Raw genomic sequence first — 16295 nt, forward strand, 5'->3', positions numbered from 1 at the left:
GTCCTAGCCCCTCAGCCGACGCCAACAGCCCGCCGCATAGCCCAGCATTTTGGCCGCGTCGCCAACCACCCGCACGAGCGGGACGAGAGCCGGTGCAGCCGATCCACCGCCGGGCATTGCCCGCGCCCGCGCGATCGGTCGGCCCAGGTATCGATAGCCCAGGAACGCGAGCAGCGCGATGCGGCCCCACGATGGCCGCCGTACCAGGGATAGACCCACGGCGTAGGCCGCGAAGCGCGCGGCGTGGCGTTTCCCGAGCATGCCGGCCCGGCCATCGCCCGACGCGTAGTGAAAATACTGGCGGAAGAATGCCGGCAGGCTCGAACGCGGTCGATTCCAAACGTCGGCGCCCGGAGCGTGAACAAACCAACCGCCCTCGGCCCAGATCCTCCGATCGAGCCACAGATCCTCGCCGTAGTCGAGCCACTCGGGAAAACCGCCGACTTGATCAAACCATTGCCGTCGCAGCAGCACCGACCCACCGCTCGGCGGATAGTGCGCCGGATCGATCTCCCGCGCGAACGGAAGCCCCACGGCGCCAATGGCCGTTTCGACGGCGTTGCCGGGCGCGGCCAGGATGTAGCCAAACGCCCCGGCGGCGAGCGGCGCCCGCTCCGCGGCATCCACCAGCGCCCCAAGCCAATCCGGCGACCGGACGATTCCCGCATCGGTGAAGGCGATCAGGTCGGACGTCACCGAGCGCGCCGCCAGGTTTCGACCGGCCGAAATGTTGCTGCCGGGCGCGGCGATGACCTGCACGCCCTCCATGCCGGCCAGGGACTCCCGCAGAATCTCGACAGTCCCGTCGCTCGATCCACCGTCGACGATGACGAGTTCGTCAGGTGTCCGGCGCTGCGACCGAAGACTCTCGGCCAATGCTTGGGCGTCGCGGGCCTCGTTGAGGACCGTCGCGCACACCGCCACCGTCATCCCGCGCCTCCATCCTGTCCCCAATCCCGCAGGTCGCCGTGGACGTCCACCAGCGCCTTTCCCACAAGCGGCGGTGCATGGTGCTCGGCGACGTAAGCGTGGCCGCTTCGCCCCATCTCGCGCCGTCGCTCGTGGCCCTGCAGCAGATCGGCAATGGCGTCGGCAAACGCCGCGGCCGAGTCCGCCGCGGCAATGCCGGCCAGTGACCGCGCCAGCCCCGCAAGCCCCTTGGCTTGAACCACAACGGGGCGCGCCTGGGCGAGGGATTGCAGCACCTTCAGCGGCGCCCCCGACCCCACCGGCGCGGGCGAGGTGCTGAGCCAGGCTTCCCGCTGCTCCGCCTCGAAGTCATCAACCAGCCCGCCCACGCTGCAGCGCGCCGGGGCAATCGCGCGCAGGCTCAGCGACCCCGGACCCACCACTCGCAGCTCGGCCTCCGGCACGCGTCGCAGCACCGCGGGCCACACGGTGCCAAACAGCCACTCGGCCCCAAGGATGTTCGGGCGGTAGGCGAAATTGGCGGCCAGCAGCACGCGCGGCAGTTCGGACTCGCAGTCGGCGCCGGGCGGCTCCGCCGGCGCCGGAACCGGGTGTGGAATCGCCGCGACCGAGCGATTGCCGAGCGTCGCCAGCGACGCGGCGTCGGCCGCCGACGAGGCGACCACGGCATCAGCCGCACCTACGACCCACCGCTCGACGCCATGCAGCAGCGCCGCCTGCCGCCGCGAGTGCCAGGCGCGTGCGCCGCGCGCGAGATTGGCGAGTTGGCTCTGAATGCGCCATTCCACGTTGTGTGCGTCAAAGACCACGGGCGGCCGTCGCCGCTCACCTTCGGTGGAGGCAGCCACGTCGTGCACGATGTGCGCCAGCTGCAAGCCTTCCACCTGCACCGCCTCGACACCGCCCGCGACAAGGCGCTGCTGCACGGCGGCTCGAAGCTCCGGCGTGCGGTGGCGAAACACAAGATCAGGCGCAGGTCCGACGGCGGCGTTGGCCAGACGTCGCCACAATGGCGCCCGCCGCAGGCGGATGGCGGTTGTGCTGCGCGCATTCGGGTGCGGGCGCACACGCTCGCGCGCGCCGGCGAGGGTGATCACGTCAACGTCGTACTCCTCGGCGAGCGTCGTGATGAACGCGCTGTTGCGCACCGCCGCGCCATGCGTCGGCGGCCACGGGACCGACGGCGTGACGACGAGGACGCTCACGTGAGGCGGTCGTAAACCGACAGGGTGGCCGCGGCGGCCCGCGCCCAGGAAAACCCGGCGGCTCGCTCGCGTCCGGCCGATCGCAGTTTCGCGCGCAGCGACGGATCGCCCACGACCTGGTCGATTGCGTCCGTCAGCGCCACGGGATCCTGCGGGTCCACGTACAGCGCCGCATCGGCCGCCACTTCCCGCAGGGCGCCAATGTCGGAAATGACGCAGGGCGTCCCGGCCCGCATGGCCTCGAGCACCGGCAACCCAAACCCTTCGTCGAGCGATGGCTGCAGCAACAGGCTCGCATGTCGATAGAGCACTCCCAGCATCGCGTCCGACACCGAGCCGATGAACCGCACCCGTGCCTGACGATCCAACATCCTCACGGTTCTCACGATATCGACGCCTTGATAGCCAAGGGCGCCCGCCACCAGCAGCGGCATGGCGCGCGCGGCCTTGGAGCGCACCCACGCGCTCGCGGCATGCACGTGGTTCTTGCGTGGTTGCACTGTTCCCACCATCAGGGCGTAGCCCTTGCCGGTCGGATTCGAATCGCAGCCCGCATGCAGCGGGGTCGCTGGCGCCGCGTGAACGACGCTGACACGGTCCTGAGGGATGAGATTCCGCTCCAGGAGCTGATCGCGAACGTGCGCCGACAAGGTGATCACGTGCGCCGCCCTGGACAGTCGCCGAATGGCAGTGCCATAGAACTCGAGGCTCGATGGGTCGTACGCCGATGGGTGGGTCAGGAAGGAAACGTCCATGACCGTCACTGCGCTCGGCGTCCGCACGCCGGGCGGCAGGGCGTGGTCGGGAAAATGCGCCGCGTCGAATGTCCGTAGCCCCCAGGCCAGCGTCGCCCGTTCCAAGCGATGCCGTGCCGGCGCCGGCGCGGATCGGACCGGCAGCGCGGCGCCACGGTGGCGCCGGTCGCGCGGATCGAGCAGAAGCATGACGTCGAGTCTGGGATCGCCTAGCTCGGCGATGGCCTGCTGGAGCTCCCAGATATACCGGCCGATCCCCGCGCGGTCGCGATGCAGCATCCGGCCGTCGAGAGCGACGCGCACGTCAGGGGCTGCGCCGAACGACGACCAGCGTGGCGCCGACAAGGACGCCGCCCAGCACGGCCAGGTGCTGGAAGCTCGCCAAGTGGTGGTCGACCAGGGAGGCCGCGAGCAGCGCCGCCAGCCCCGCCGCGCACGCGCGCGCCATCGGGTCGCGTCGTACGACACGGACGGCCCGCGCCGTCGTGGCAACGACCACGCCCAGCGCGCTTGCCGCCGCAAGCACGCCGGCGCGCTCCGCGATCCATAGCCACGTATTCGATACACCGACAAAAACGTCCGCGTCAGGCGAAGCGCCGTAGCCCACGCCAAACCAGGGATACCGACCAATCACGCGGGCCGCCTCCTGCAGTTCGCCCAGCCGCAGGGCGTCGGAAAGGTCGCGCTGCACCACTGCCGCACGCATCGCCTCCCCCAGCCCCCCCGGCCACGGCACGATCAGCCCAAGCGCACCGGCCAGCGCGAGCCCGGCGCCCAATCGCGGGCGTGTGCTCGCGATGACGTAAAGCGCCGCCACCGCGGCGCCCACCCAGGAGCCCCTCGACAGCGTGAGCATGAGCGCCGCCGCGATCAGACCAATGGCCGTCGCCTGGAGCGCGAACCGACGCGCCGACCCGGTGCAACCAACCATCGCGAACGGCAGCGCCATGGCCAGCGTGACGCCCAGAACGTTCGGATCCACGAGCAGTCCCGTGGCGCGCGGCGTGACCTCGTCGGGCAGGAACCGCTGAATGTCGGCTGCGGGATAGCCGGCCGGAGACAGCGCCTCCAGGAACCGGATGCCAACGTCCCCGGCCAGGTGCAGCGCCACGGCCAGCGCGGCCTGGACCGCCGCGGCGCCAACGATCACCAGTTGTCCATGGCGCCTGATTGACGACCGCGGCAGCCACATCACAACCAGTAGCGGGACCGCCGCGGCCATCGCCAGCTTGAGGCCCGTCTGCAGCGCCTCGAAATCCCGCTCGATGGGCCAGGCAATCCCCGTGGCCAGGAGAACGAGCAGCAGGTAGAGAGCCTGGACGATCAGGATGCGGTCTCGGGAGAGCGTTCGGCTGCCCCGGACCATGGCCAGCGCCGTGGCGCCGATCAGGAGGGCCAAGAGCACCGCGATCACGGGCGGTTGAGCGCCCACGCGCACCGGCACGATCACGAACGGCGCCACGATCGCCAGGGCCAGCAGTCCGCCCAGCCCCAACGCGGGCCGTCGGACGACCGCGAGGGCGCCAACCAGCAACACGCCACCGGCCATCGCCGCCGACGGCTGCAGCCGCGCGGCCATCCATCCGGCAAGTCCGGCGGCGAGCGCAACTGCCGGCGTCAACGCCCATCGCGCCGATACTCGTCGGGCGGCCGATCCTAGTCCAGCAGCGACCACACGTATGCCTCACTCACCGTTCGGGTTCGCTGGCGACGTCGACGCTTGCGCAAGGCGCGGCCCAGCTGCGGAATCGCCGCCAGCTGGCCGTTCAGGGTTGCCCGCGCCGCGCGACCCTGAAAATTGCGCAGCGCGTCGAGCGCGATTTGCCCCTGGGCTCGCAGCATGGACCACCACCGGCGGCGCATCACGAATCCCGGAACGTTCATCACCGTGACCAGCGGTCGGTTTCGCCCGACCAGAAAACTCTCGAACTCGCTGGTGGCGCTCGCGCCCCGCCGATGCCGCACGCGCGCCGTCGGCACGTAGCGGCACCGGTGGCCGGCGAGCTGCGCCCGCCAGCTCAGGTCCACGTCCTCGCAGTACATCATGAGGTCTTCGTCCAGCCCGCCAATCGCATCGAACAGCGACTTCCGGTAGGCCGCGGCGGCGGCGCACGCGCCAAACACTTCGCGCGGCTCGTCAAACTCCGCGCCGTCCCGCTCCCACACGCCGCGATTGCCCGGCAACCCGCTGGCCGTGAAGAAGTCGCCGGCGGCGTGCAATCGGTCCGGCGTCGCATAGAGCAGAATCCGCGAGGCCAACATGCTGGCGTCCGGATGCTCGTCAAAAGTTCGTTCCAGCTCGCCCAGCCACTCGGGCTCCGGCACTGCGTCGTTGTTGAGGAACGCGAGGCGCTCGGCGCGGGCAACGGCCAGTCCCTGGTTGATCGCGTGCGCCAGCCCGCGTCGCTGGGCAAGCTCGACGGAGACCACGTCAGGTCGGTGCTGCCGCAGCCAGAGGCACGTGTCGTCGTCGGACGCGTCGTCGACCACGATGGTCTCGAAGTCCCGCAGCGTTTGCCGGCTCAGCCCGTCCAGCGCCTCGGCCAGGAGGTGCCGTCCGTTCCACGTCGGGATGACGATGCTCCAACGCGGCGCGTCAGCCACGATCAGCCACCCACTGCCGCACGAATTCCTCCAGCGCGTCGTGCCAGGGCCTCAGCGTGAGCCCCACCGCTCGCGCCATCTCGTTCGCCAGCTCGCTGTTCGCCGGCAGGCGCGCCTCGCGCTGGAAGTCCTCGGCCGAGATCTCGTCCAGCTCCACGTCGTCACGTCCGGCGGCGCGCAGCACCGCGGTCGCCCAGCCATACCAGCTGGTCGCGCCTTCGTTGACGAGGTGGTGCACGCCATACGCCTGCGTATCGATGAGTCGAAGAATGGCAGCCGCCAGGTCGCCCGCAGACGTTGGGTTGGCAACCTGGTCGCCCACGTAACGCACGTTGGACGCGTCGTCGGCCAACTCCAGCAGCCGGGCCACGAAGCCTCGGTTCCACCGGCTATACACCCATCCCGAGCGCACGACATAGAGGCGGTCCAAGGCTTGGCGGGCGGCGCGTTCGCCGCCGAGCTTGCTCACGCCGTAGGCGTTGATCGGGCCGGGTTCGTCGTATTCCCGGTATGGCCCCAGCTTGTCGCCGCCGAATACGTAGCTGGTGCTCAGATACACCATCTCCGCACCGGCGCGGGCGACCGCGCGGGCCACGTTCCAGGCGCCCACCACGTTCACCCGCTGCGCCGCGCCGCGATCGCGCTCGCAGGCCTCGGGATCGGTCATCGCCGCGGCATGAATCACCACGTTGGGCTTGATCTCGCCCAGCGCGCGGTCCATCGCCGCGCCGCTCGTCACGTCCAGTGCGCTGCGACCCAGCGCCGTCACGTTGGCCTCATCGAGCTGCCGCGCAATCTCGATGCCGATCTGGCCGCCGCCGCCGGTGATGAGGATGCGCGGCGGACGGCTAGCCATCGAACTCGGGATCGTCACTCCGGCTGAACGTGAGCGCCACGCTGAGTCCCGCAATGGCAATCGCGACGGCGCTCAGCCCGATGTATTGCCAGACGTCGAGCTCGCGACCCAGGGACACGACAAGAACCAATGCGACGAAGACGGCGGACATTGCGGCCCAGGCCACAAGGCGCGGATGCCGCGACGCCTGGCGAAGAAGCTTCATGGGCGAATCTCGGGAATCATCGCCGGCCGACGACATTGCCAGCGTATGATGCAGGGTGTCTTGCGGCGACGGTGCGTCGCGACATTCTCCCCCAGGTCGGGTATGCCTGCCACCAATTCTGGCCATCGGTTCTTCATTTGGACGATCGGGTGCCAGATGAACAAGGCCGACGGCGAGCGAATCTCACGCGACCTGATGAGCGCCGGGCACGCGCCGGCCCACAGCCTGGCGGACGCAACCGCCGTGGTGGTAAACGGCTGCGCCGTGCGCGAAAACGCGGACCGCAAAGTCTGGGGCATGCTGGGCCTGCTGCAAGGCGCCAAGCGGCGGCGGCCCGAGCTGCTGGTCGGACTCACCGGCTGCACCGTTCACGCCGACCGCACCGAGCTCGAGCCGCATCTCCGGCCGGTCGACGTGCTGTTCGATTCGCTGAATACCGAGCCCATGCTCGCCCGCATGTCACGGCAGATCCCCGGCACCGAGGCGTACGAGGACGTTGAGGCCGCGCCGCCTCCCGGCGTAGGCGCCGTCTCGCGTTATGTCAACGTCATCTACGGCTGTGACAAGCGGTGCACCTACTGCATCGTGCCGTTTCGGCGCGGCGCCCAGCGCAGTCGCCCGCTCGACGAGATCGTCGACGAGGCGCGGCAATGGGTCGACGAGGGCGCGCGCGAAATCGTCCTCGTCGGCCAAATCGTCAACGCCTACGGGTTCGACCTCAACGGACACCGCCTGCCCGACGCCTTGGCGGCCGTCGACGCGCTTCCCGGCGTGGAGCGCGTGCGGTTCGTCACCGCCCATCCGCAATTCATGACCGAGCCGCTCGCCCTGGCCATGCGCGACCTGCCGAGCGTCTGCGAGGAAATCAACTTGCCGGTGCAATCCGGCGACGACGCCGTGTTGCGGCGCATGGCGCGCGGCTACAGCGTGTCGCACTACCGCGAGACGATCGGCATGTTGCGGTCGATCGTGCCCGGCGTCGCCGTCACCACTGACGTCATCGTGGGCTTCTGCGGCGAAACCGAGTCGCAGTTCGAGAACTCGCGCGACCTCGTCGCCGATCTGAGGTTCGACCAGGTCCACGTCGCCGCCTTCAGCCCGCGGCACGGCACCGTGGCCGACCAGTGGGCCGACGACATTCCCCAAGACGAGAAACTGCGGCGGCTGCACGAGATCGAACGCGTGCAAACGCCCATCGCGCGGGAGATCAACAGCGCCCTGGTTGGCTCGGTCGAGGACGTGCTGCTGGAGTCGCTGGAAAGCGGCAAGGCGCCGGGACGCCCGCCCACCTGGCGCGGTCGAACCCGCTCGAACAAGCTGGTGTTCAGCGCCGACCAGGCGGGCTTGGCCGCCGGCGACACCGTGCCCATTCAGCTGACGGATGCGACCCCGTGGTCACTCCGCGGGGCCGTGCAGCCGGCCGCGGTGCCCGTCTAGCGGCTATGGAATCCACCGCTGGCCGTCGCGTACTGACGCGGCGGATGGCTCTGGCGGCCATCATGCTTGGGGGCGGCGCCGTCGCCTGCGGGGAGATGCAGCCCCGACCACTCGCCGGCCGCTTGCGGCCCTACTGGGAACCCGCGCTCGAGGTCGCGACGGGATCGCTCGACGTGCTGCGGACGCTGGCGATTAATTCCAACGCCTTTGCCCGCGGCTCCCTGTCGGCCGACCAATTCGTGCTGAGCGTCGAGGCGCAATGGCCGTCGATTTCCGCGCTATCCCAACAGGTCATCCCGCTGGGCCCGGCGCCGGACGATCAGGCAACCCACCTGGACCTGGTCGCCGTGGTGGACGCCCTGGTCGAAATTGGCCCGACCGTCCGCGGCTACCGCGAGACCGAGCAGCCCGAACGACTGATGCACCTGGTGACCTTGCAGCAACGGGTGCGCGAGCGACTTGGCGCATTCATCGAGGGCATCGGGCCGGGACTGGCCCAGGATGGGCTGCGGGCGCGGCTGGAGGCCATCGGGGAGTCAACCATCGAGGCCTGGCGCCTGCGCAAGCGCGCCGTGCTGGTCGGCCCCTACCAGGACGAGGCCGCCGCGCGCGCCTCGCTGGCCCACATCGTCGACGACCTCCGCCTCTCGCGCGCCAACCCCGGGTGGGTCGAGGTCGGCCGCTTCGGCGACGACGCCGCCGCCGACGCCGTCGCGGGCGAGTGGCTGGCTCGCGGCGTCCAGGTCCGCGTCGAGGACGTCACGGATCTCACCTTCAACGTGACCACCATTCGTGCGCCCGAGCGTCAATCCTGGCGCGAGCTGCTGTGGCTGGAACGGCTGGACTTCGACCCCAAGGATTTGGCCGCCTCGGAGCTCGGGGAGCAGGTCGTGGCCGTGGCTCGCTCGGGCAAGGTGGCGTCATTCGGAGCGGACGGCGGCCTGCGCTGGGCACGCGACATGCGCATGCCTCTGGCGCACGTATCCATGCAAAGGCACGGCGACCTCCTGGCCATTCACGGGTTCGACGTGCAACTGCTCGATGCCGTTGGGAATCAGGTATGGCCGGCTCCATTCCGCCCGGACAATCAGCTCCTCGAGCAGGCGCTCTTTGACGACGAGGGCGCCCGGCTCGTGGTTCGCAGCACGAACGCCAGCGGCGTCGGACGGGTGTTCGCCTTCACTCGGCAGGGCCCGGATTGGGGCCCCACCAAGAGCTACATCTCGGCCGCATCGATCGATCTGGATAAGCGAAGCGGAGCCGTGGCCGTGGGGTCATCCAATCGTGGCGAGAACCAGGTCGTGCTGATCCGACCCGACGGGAATCTTGAGCAACGCTTCGGCGTCGACGGCGACATCCTGCAGGTCATCTTCACGCAGGAAGGGGACCAGGTCATCACCCTCACCAGCACTGGTCTGCAGGTATTCGAGGCCGAGAGCGCCAATATCCGGACCCAACTGCGCTTTCCGGCCACCGCCGCCGCGCGCGCCCCGCGCGACGACATCCTCATTCTCGCCGGGGAGGCCGGCGTCGGCTCGTTCACGCTCGACGGCACCGAAGTCTGGTTTGCGCCGCGCGTGCGCGCCCGCGCCGTCTATCCCATGGACGACTACGTGGCGGCGCTGGTGGACGACATGACCATCACCGTCATCCGCTCCGACGGCGCAGTGCTCGGCGACGCCACCACGCTCGCCGCCATCCGCGGCGTCGCGGTTGCCCCGCGCCTCAACCGGCTATTCGCCGTCAGCGCCGAGCGCCAGCTCCAAGCCTGGCAACTTCCGCCGGTCACGAGCCCGCCGCAGGGCTAGGCCGCCAACCTCCGCCAACCGCAAGCGCGCGTCGACGTTCCGCGCTCGACCTGCCTACCCGTCGGAGTCCGTAGCCCCCTTGCCCCCAATGGCGCCCAGCAGCCGGGTGAACTCCAGCGGGAAGATGAACTTCGAGGACGGGCTCTCACCAAGCGACTTGAGCGTGTCCAGGTACTGCAGGCTCATGGTGTTCGGGTCCACCTGCTGCGCGATCACGAAAATCCGTTCGAGTGCTTCGCTGAATCCCTGCGCGCGGAGCACGGCGGCCTGCTGGTCGCCTTCGGCGGACAGAATCTCGGCCTGCCGAGCGCCTTCGGCCTTGAGAATTGCCGCTTGCTTTTCACCTTCGGCAACCGTGATGTTCGACTGCCGCGTACCGTCGGCTTCCAGAATCACGGCGCGGCGCAGCCGCTCCGCCGACATCTGGCGATTCATGGCTTCCTGAATCTCTCGCGGCGGGTCGATCTCCCGAATTTCGACGTTGGTGACCTTGATGCCCCACCGCGCGGTCTCGGCATCGAGCTTCACCCGAATCGATTCGTTGATGCGCTCCCGCTGCGAGAGCACGTCGTCCAGGTCGATGTCGCCAACCACCGCCCGCAGCGTCGTGGTCGCCAGGCCGACGACCGCCGCGCGGTAGTCCTCGACCTCCAGCACGGCCCGCTGCGCCTGGTTGATGTCCACGCGCATGTACACCAGGAAGTCGATGTCGATCGAGGCGTTGTCCTTGGTGATGTTGGTCTGCCGCGGAATGTCCAGCACCTCGGTGCGCGTCTCCACGCGGCGAATCTGGTGCAGGATCGGAATCGCGAAGACGATGCCGGGCCCCAACATGCCCTCGAACCGCCCGAAGCGAAACCGGGCGATCCGCTGGTAGTCACGCACGAAGTTGATAATGGCCATGGTGAAGCCTCCTTCAGCTCGTCACCGTCGGCGCCTCTGACGCTGACTCTTGCAAGATATCGACCCTCAGTCGCAAACCTTCGACATCCCGCACCATAACGCGCTCGCCCACATCCGCGTGGCGCCCCGCCGGCAGCTCCGCTTCCCAGCGCTCGCCGGCAAGCCGCACTTCGCCGCGCGGATCGAGCGTGTGCGTCACTTCCGCCAGCCGGCCGACAAGCGCGGCCTGAGATGCAGGGCTTACGTACGAGGACGTGGCTCGCACGCGGTCCGACCGAAGCGCCCAGGCTATGACCGCGATTACCGCCGCGAACACGCCGCCGAGCAGCCCGATCAACCACGGGTTCACGCCGATCTCGATCTCCGGAATACCTATCTCCGGCACTCGAAACGCATCGCCCACAAGCAGAAACGCCCCAGCGACGAACGCCGCAACGGCACTGGCTCCGAACAGACCGAAGCCGACCGCCTGAACCTCCAGCGCCGCCAGCCCCAAGGCGCCGAGAATCAGCACCACGCCCAGCCAGTTCACCGGAAGCTGTCCCAGCCCGGTGAACGCCAGGGCGAGGGCCACCACCCCCACGATCCCCGGCACGCCGAGTCCGGGCGCCGAGAACTCGACGAGCAAGCCGAATCCACCGACGAACAGGAGCAGTAGCGCCAGGGTGGGATTCGCCAGCACGGACAGTAAACGCTCCACGCCGGTCGGATCGAGCTCGCGCACCTGGAGTCCGGACACGTTGACCTGTTGCATACCCCTTGTGGTCTCGACCTCCGCGCCGTCCGCCTGCCGCAGGAGATCTTCGAGGTCCTCAGCGAGGAAGTCGATGATGCCCGCGTCTTCAGCCTCGCCCGCGGAGTAGGACTTCGCCTGCGTCACCGTGGCTTCGAGCGCAGCCGCGTCCCGACCGCGCTGCTCGGCGATGCTGCGAATAAAGGCCTGCGTGTCCTCGCTGACCTTCTCCGCCAGGGTCGCCGGCACGTCTTCACCACCGGCCGTGACCGGCGACGCGGCGCCGATGTTGGTGCCGGGCGCCATCACCGCGAAGTGAGCGGCCGCGGCGACGAAGGTGCCGGCAGACGCGGCCTGCGAGCCTGCGGGCGACACGTAAACCGCCACCGGCACGCGGGACTCGAGAATGAGCCCCACCATGTCCCGGGTGCTGTCGGCCAGCCCGCCCGGCGTGTTGAGCCGCACCACCAGCAACGCGGCGTCCGTGTCCCACGCCTCGTCGAGCACCCGCTCGAGGTAGCGTGTGGCGACGATGTCGATGGGGCCGTCGATGGTCGCGACCGCGACGTACGACGACTGCGCGCCTGCCGCTGAATAGATGTTTGCCAGCGCCAGCCACGCAACGCCAAGTACGAACATGGCGCCGATACACCAGCGTCTGAGCAGCTGCTGTCGAGCCATTGGGCACCCTCCGCGCCGTCGACGCAATCTCGGCCGCGCCCTCCGCCACCGTCGGCTCAAGTATGCGCTATTCGCCCACGACGCTCTGGTCGAATCACTCCGGTTCAGACCACGCTTGCCCGCGCGGGCCGTAGACGCGAAACGTCTCGGGACCGTATGGCGCCGGCGCGAAGTCGTCGTTCCGCGCCAGCCGTGTGTACGTCCCGTCGAGCACCGGCAGCGCAATCTCGGGCACCAGCGAGACGAATTTGTCAGGCGTGCCCCGCAGGTCGGCGGCGCCGAACACGCCCACCGCATCGGCCTCCGAGGAAACCGCGCGTGGACGGCCTCGCACGTGCCGCATTTCAAAGATCACAAAGGTGTTCAACTCGTCGGCATCGACGCGGTGACGCACGGCCACTATGCCCTCCGGCTCGGCCTCGATCCCCGCCTCCTCCCACACTTCGCGCACCAGCGCCGCCTCGAGCGATTCGCCGGGATCGACCTTGCCACCGGGGAACATGAACCTGCCGCGATGCCGGCTGTAGGTCAGCCGCACCAGCACGATGCCGTCGCCGGAACGCACCACGCCGCCAACGGCAATCACCGCGCGATGACCGGAACGTCGAGCCATGGCCCTAAGCCTAACGAGCCGTGGAACAATCGGATGCGCAGGCAGTGGCCTGCATCGAGTCCGTCGTTCCCGCGAGTGGAGCCCCGGGCGAGATCTCTCCGTCATTCCCGCCAAGGGAGACCCTTGCGTAAACGTTCCGAAGTAGATTGGAGAGCACGTCCGGTCCCCTCTCCTTTGATGGGAGAGGGCTAGGGTGAGGGTGATTCGAAGCTTGGGCGCGGCTCACACCCCGAATCTGATCGGTCTGTGCAACGGATTCCGGAAGCGGGGCCGCTGGGCACCGGCTACCGACCGTCGTTGTTGCCTGGCACTCCCGTAGGCCACAATCAGCCGCCTCGCCGCCAATGGTTATTGCCCATGCCTGATGCAGCGGCGCCGTTCCAAGGCTCGCACCGCGCCTACGACTCGATTGTTAGTCCAAACGTCCTCATTCCCGCCCGCGACGGCGTGCCGCTGGCCGCCGACGTCTACCTGCCCGCGCGCAACGGCGAGGCGGTGGAGGGAGCATTCCCTGCCATCGTCGAGCGCACGCCCTATCTCAAGGACGGCACGAACTACGCCCGGCGCGGCCATTGGTATGCCCGTCGCGGCTACGCCACGGTCATCAACGACGTCCGCGGGCGCGGGCAATCGTCCGGCGAGTGGTATCCCTTTGCACTGGAGGCGCCCGACGGCTACGACGTGGTCGAATGGGTGGCCGCGCAGCCGTGGTGCAACGGGCGCGTGGGCACCATGGGCGCCAGCTACGCCGGGTCGGACCAGAGCGCGCTGGCCACGCTCAATCCGCCGCACCTCGCCTGCCAGGTCGTCGGGCAGGGCACCAGCAACTATCACGTGTCGTCGCTGCGGCAGGGCGGCGCCCTGGAGCAACGCTTCATCCGCTACGCCTTTCGCATGGCGCGCACCAGCCGCGAAGCCCTGGCCGACCCCGACCTGAAGCGCACCTTCGACGCCGCCGATCTCCAGATCCCGGAGCTATTCGGTCCACCGCTGCGATTCCGTCCCGGACGCACCGCCCTGCGCTTGCTGCCCACCTATGAGCAATGGGCCTGGGACATCCTGACCCGCGGCGTCTACGACGAGTACTGGATGCAGCGCGGCTACACCATCGACCGCTATTGGGATGAGCACTCCGATGTTCCGGTGCTCTTCCAGAGCGGCTGGTACGACACCTATCCACGCGGCGCGATTGCCAATTTCCTCGCCCTCGGCGAGCGCAAGTCGAGTCCCATGCGCCTGGTCATGGGTCCCTGGCGGCATGGCGAGGGAACGGTCGAGGAGAGCACCGCCGGCGACGTCCAGCTCGGCATCGACGCCGCCGTGCCCGCCTACGACGACATGCGGCTGCGCTTCTTCGACGAGCACTTGAAGGGGCTCGACACCGGATTGCGCGGCGCGCCGCCGGTTCGCTACTTCGTCATGGGCGGCCACGAGGGGCGTCCACCCGCCGATCTCGAGTCCACGCTTTGGCACGGCGGTCGTTGGGAGAGCGCCGCCACATGGCCCCCGCCGGAATACCGGGAGCAGGCGCTCTATTTCCACCCGGACGGTTCCCTCCAGGCTCAAGCGCCCACCGCCAGGCACGAGCCGACGCGATACACCTACGACCCGCACGATCCGGTGCTCACCGCCGGCGGATCGATCAGCGCCTCGGAGGACATACTGCCGTCCGGGGGCTTCGATCAACGCGGTCAGCCCGGCCGCTTCTTTGGACACCACGACACGCTGTCCCTGGCCTCGCGTCCCGACGTGCTGTCGTTCGAGACGCCGCCCCTGGACTCCGACATCGAGATCGCCGGTCCCGTGGAGGTGCGGCTGTTCGCGGCGAGCACGGCGGTCGACACCGACTTTACCGCCAAGCTGCTCGACGTCTACCCGCACGACCGCGACGCGCCCGGCAGCACGCCGGGCGGCTACGAGCTGAATCTCTGCGACAGCATCATCCGCGCGCGCTTCCGCAACGGATTCGAGTCGGAGGAGTTCCTCACGCCGGGCGAGATCTGCGAGTTCCGGATCATCCTGTATCCCACCGCAAATCGCTTCGCCCGCGGGCATCGCATTCGGGTTGACATCTCGTCGAGCAACTACCCGCGCTTCGACGCCAATCCCAATACCGGCGAGCCGCTGGGGCACGCCCGCCGCGTCAAAACGGCGGACCAGTCAATCTTCCACGACGCCAGTTGGCCGAGCCGCCTGCTCATCCACGCACGCACCGATTCACCCGTCGCGTCCTCAGGCGATTCCGGGCGCTGAGGCGTGAACCGCACATTCGGCGGCACGACCGTTGCGTGCGTCCGCGGCGACATCACGGAGCAGGAGGTCGACGCGATCGTCAACGCGGCCAACGCGCAGCTTGCCGGCGGCGGGGGCGTAGACGGCGCCATTCATCGGGCCGGCGGACGCTCAATCATGGCGGAGTGCCGCGCCATCGGCGGCTGCCCCACGGGCCAGGCCGTGCGCACCGGGGCCGGCGACCTGCCCGCCGAGCACGTCATCCACGCGGTTGGGCCGATCTGGCGGGGCGGCGAGCACGGCGAACCCGACCTGCTCGCCTCGGCCTACCAGTCGAGCCTCGAGGCCGCCGCCCAATCCGGCGCGCGCACGATTGCCTTTCCCTCCATCAGCACCGGCGCCTACGGCTACCCCAAAGCGAGCGCCGCGGCCATCGCCATGGCCAGCGTGGCCGCACACGCGCCAATGCTCGAGTTCGCCGAAGTCCGCTTCGTGCTCTTCAGCGACGCCGACTTGCAGGTCTATCGGCAGGCGCTACATCAAGTCGCGGCGTCCGACGCGGGTGGCCGTTAGGACAGCGTCGGCGGCCCCATGCGTCGCGGGTCTCTCGTTGGCGGCTGCAAGATCCGTTCCTGGGCTTCGGTCAGACCCTCCACGCCCGCGCCGTCCGGATAGGGCATCCACCAGGCCATTGGGCGCGGGCTGTATTTGTAGAAGATCGTGCGGCGTTCGGCCGCGCCGTGCCATGGCAGCGGTCCGTGCGTCAGCGCTTCGGTGAAGAACACCGCCGTTCCCGCAGGCCCGGTCACTCGCTCGACGAATGGCTGCGCCTCTTCGAGGTCCTTCCAGTCGGCAGGGAAGGGCAAGTTGCTCTTGTGGCTGCCGGGCACGCAGGCAAAGCCGCCGTCGCCGGGATTCACGTCCATCAAATTGATGGCCACCACGCACAGGCCGTTGTAGAACCGGCCGTCGGCGAACTCAAAGTACTGCGCCGAGTCATACGGCACGCGCCCGCCGTGCAGCGTGGCGCCAATGGGACTTAGACCGCCACGAATTATGTCAAGGTAGGTGTGGTCCAGGCGCACGTGCGGCCCCACCATGTCGACCACAAACGGCAGCAGCTTGGGATGATCGATCAGGTCGCGGTAGGGCGCGCCCCACGCCAGCAGTTCCAAGAAGCGATGCGATGACCAGTCCTGGTCCGGCAGACTCGCGATCTGCTCGTCGAGAACGTCGTTAAGCGCCTCCACCTCCGCGGCGTCCAGCGCGTTCGGGACTGCCAGAAACCCCTGCAGGTCGAAGAGATACCGCTCGTGCTCAGTCATTGAACGAT

15 protein-coding genes are annotated in these 16295 nt (G+C 68.8%); 4 read left to right on the forward strand and 11 right to left on the reverse strand.

The genetic code is table 11. The features are described 5' to 3' along the window. Window positions 1–3: 3 nt before the first annotated feature. From OXG33_14765 to OXG33_14795, 7 genes are read right to left on the reverse strand one after another with little or no spacing between them, the layout of a single operon-like run. Window positions 4–930, reverse strand: coding sequence for a glycosyltransferase (locus OXG33_14765; GenBank protein ID MCY4115177.1), 927 nt, complete (start codon window positions 928–930; stop codon window positions 4–6). Next, window positions 927–2135 (reverse strand): glycosyltransferase, encoded by a 1209-nt coding sequence (locus OXG33_14770; GenBank protein MCY4115178.1) that lies wholly within the window; start codon window positions 2133–2135, stop codon window positions 927–929. The genes OXG33_14765 and OXG33_14770 overlap by 4 nt, the downstream gene beginning before the upstream one ends. Continuing rightward, window positions 2132–3235 (reverse strand): glycosyltransferase family 1 protein, encoded by a 1104-nt coding sequence (locus OXG33_14775; GenBank protein ID MCY4115179.1) that lies wholly within the window; start codon window positions 3233–3235, stop codon window positions 2132–2134. Before OXG33_14775 ends, OXG33_14770 begins: the two co-directional genes overlap by 4 nt. Beyond that, window positions 3195–4511: an O-antigen ligase family protein gene (locus OXG33_14780; GenBank protein MCY4115180.1), complete on the reverse strand. Its 1317-nt coding sequence runs from the start codon at window positions 4509–4511 to the stop codon at window positions 3195–3197. Before OXG33_14780 ends, OXG33_14775 begins: the two co-directional genes overlap by 41 nt. Window positions 4512–4546: 35 nt before the next feature. After that, complete coding sequence (locus tag OXG33_14785) at window positions 4547–5494, reverse strand: glycosyltransferase family 2 protein (protein MCY4115181.1); 948 nt, start codon at window positions 5492–5494, stop codon at window positions 4547–4549. Then, complete coding sequence (rfbD, locus tag OXG33_14790) at window positions 5487–6350, reverse strand: dTDP-4-dehydrorhamnose reductase (GenBank protein ID MCY4115182.1); 864 nt, start codon at window positions 6348–6350, stop codon at window positions 5487–5489. The genes OXG33_14785 and rfbD overlap by 8 nt, the downstream gene beginning before the upstream one ends. After that, complete coding sequence (locus OXG33_14795; protein MCY4115183.1) at window positions 6343–6555, reverse strand: hypothetical protein; 213 nt, start codon at window positions 6553–6555, stop codon at window positions 6343–6345. The genes rfbD and OXG33_14795 overlap by 8 nt, the downstream gene beginning before the upstream one ends. A 102-nt stretch (window positions 6556–6657) precedes the next feature. On the opposite strand from OXG33_14795, the gene OXG33_14800 reads away from it, so the two are divergent. Together OXG33_14800 and OXG33_14805 are read left to right on the forward strand one after the other, a co-directional pair. Next, window positions 6658–7992, forward strand: coding sequence for a MiaB/RimO family radical SAM methylthiotransferase (locus OXG33_14800; protein MCY4115184.1), 1335 nt, complete (start codon window positions 6658–6660; stop codon window positions 7990–7992). Window positions 7993–8036: 44 nt separating this feature from the next. Next, window positions 8037–9800: a hypothetical protein gene (locus tag OXG33_14805; protein ID MCY4115185.1), complete on the forward strand. Its 1764-nt coding sequence runs from the start codon at window positions 8037–8039 to the stop codon at window positions 9798–9800. Between the two features lie 54 nt (window positions 9801–9854). On the opposite strand, the gene OXG33_14810 is transcribed toward OXG33_14805, so the two are convergent. The 3 genes from OXG33_14810 to OXG33_14820 all read right to left on the reverse strand — a co-directional run bounded on the left by OXG33_14810 (window position 9855) and on the right by OXG33_14820 (window position 12730). Continuing rightward, entirely contained in the window at window positions 9855–10703 is an 849-nt protein-coding gene (locus OXG33_14810; protein MCY4115186.1) for an SPFH domain-containing protein, read from the reverse strand. Window positions 10704–10716: 13 nt separating this feature from the next. Then, the gene (locus OXG33_14815; GenBank protein ID MCY4115187.1) at window positions 10717–12117 is read right to left on the reverse strand and encodes a nodulation protein NfeD; all 1401 of its coding nucleotides are present in this window, start codon (window positions 12115–12117) and stop codon (window positions 10717–10719) included. A gap of 94 nt (window positions 12118–12211) precedes the next feature. Then, window positions 12212–12730: an NUDIX hydrolase gene (locus OXG33_14820; protein ID MCY4115188.1), complete on the reverse strand. Its 519-nt coding sequence runs from the start codon at window positions 12728–12730 to the stop codon at window positions 12212–12214. 357 nt (window positions 12731–13087) lie between these two features. On the opposite strand from OXG33_14820, the gene OXG33_14825 reads away from it, so the two are divergent. Both OXG33_14825 and OXG33_14830 read left to right on the forward strand, forming a co-directional pair. Next, window positions 13088–14983, forward strand: a complete 1896-nt coding sequence (locus OXG33_14825) for a CocE/NonD family hydrolase (GenBank protein MCY4115189.1) — start codon at window positions 13088–13090, stop codon at window positions 14981–14983. 3 nt (window positions 14984–14986) lie between these two features. Then, window positions 14987–15535, forward strand: coding sequence for an O-acetyl-ADP-ribose deacetylase (locus tag OXG33_14830; GenBank protein ID MCY4115190.1), 549 nt, complete (start codon window positions 14987–14989; stop codon window positions 15533–15535). Here the strand turns inward: OXG33_14830 and OXG33_14835 are convergent. After that, window positions 15532–16287: a phytanoyl-CoA dioxygenase family protein gene (locus tag OXG33_14835; GenBank protein ID MCY4115191.1), complete on the reverse strand. Its 756-nt coding sequence runs from the start codon at window positions 16285–16287 to the stop codon at window positions 15532–15534. The genes OXG33_14830 and OXG33_14835 overlap by 4 nt on opposite strands. Window positions 16288–16295: the final 8 nt, after the last annotated feature.

Source organism: Chloroflexota bacterium (genome assembly GCA_026708035.1).
Classification (GTDB): Bacteria; Chloroflexota; UBA11872; order UBA11872; family UBA11872; genus JAJECS01.

Excerpts from the sequence above, each read along its gene's own strand:
- OXG33_14765 (MCY4115177.1), bottom strand. The coding sequence starts at position 930 with ATGACGGTGGCGGTGTGCGCGACGGTCCTCAACGAGGCCCGCGACGCC.
- rfbD (MCY4115182.1), bottom strand. The coding sequence starts at position 6,350 with ATGGCTAGCCGTCCGCCGCGCATCCTCATCACCGGCGGCGGCGGCCAG.
- OXG33_14795 (MCY4115183.1), bottom strand. The coding sequence starts at position 6,555 with ATGAAGCTTCTTCGCCAGGCGTCGCGGCATCCGCGCCTTGTGGCCTGG.
- OXG33_14800 (MCY4115184.1), top strand. The coding sequence starts at position 6,658 with ATGCCTGCCACCAATTCTGGCCATCGGTTCTTCATTTGGACGATCGGG.
- OXG33_14805 (MCY4115185.1), top strand. The coding sequence starts at position 8,037 with ATGGCTCTGGCGGCCATCATGCTTGGGGGCGGCGCCGTCGCCTGCGGG.
- OXG33_14810 (MCY4115186.1), bottom strand. The coding sequence starts at position 10,703 with ATGGCCATTATCAACTTCGTGCGTGACTACCAGCGGATCGCCCGGTTT.
- OXG33_14815 (MCY4115187.1), bottom strand. The coding sequence starts at position 12,117 with ATGGCTCGACAGCAGCTGCTCAGACGCTGGTGTATCGGCGCCATGTTC.
- OXG33_14820 (MCY4115188.1), bottom strand. The coding sequence starts at position 12,730 with ATGGCTCGACGTTCCGGTCATCGCGCGGTGATTGCCGTTGGCGGCGTG.
- OXG33_14825 (MCY4115189.1), top strand. The coding sequence starts at position 13,088 with ATGCCTGATGCAGCGGCGCCGTTCCAAGGCTCGCACCGCGCCTACGAC.
- OXG33_14835 (MCY4115191.1), bottom strand. The coding sequence starts at position 16,287 with ATGACTGAGCACGAGCGGTATCTCTTCGACCTGCAGGGGTTTCTGGCA.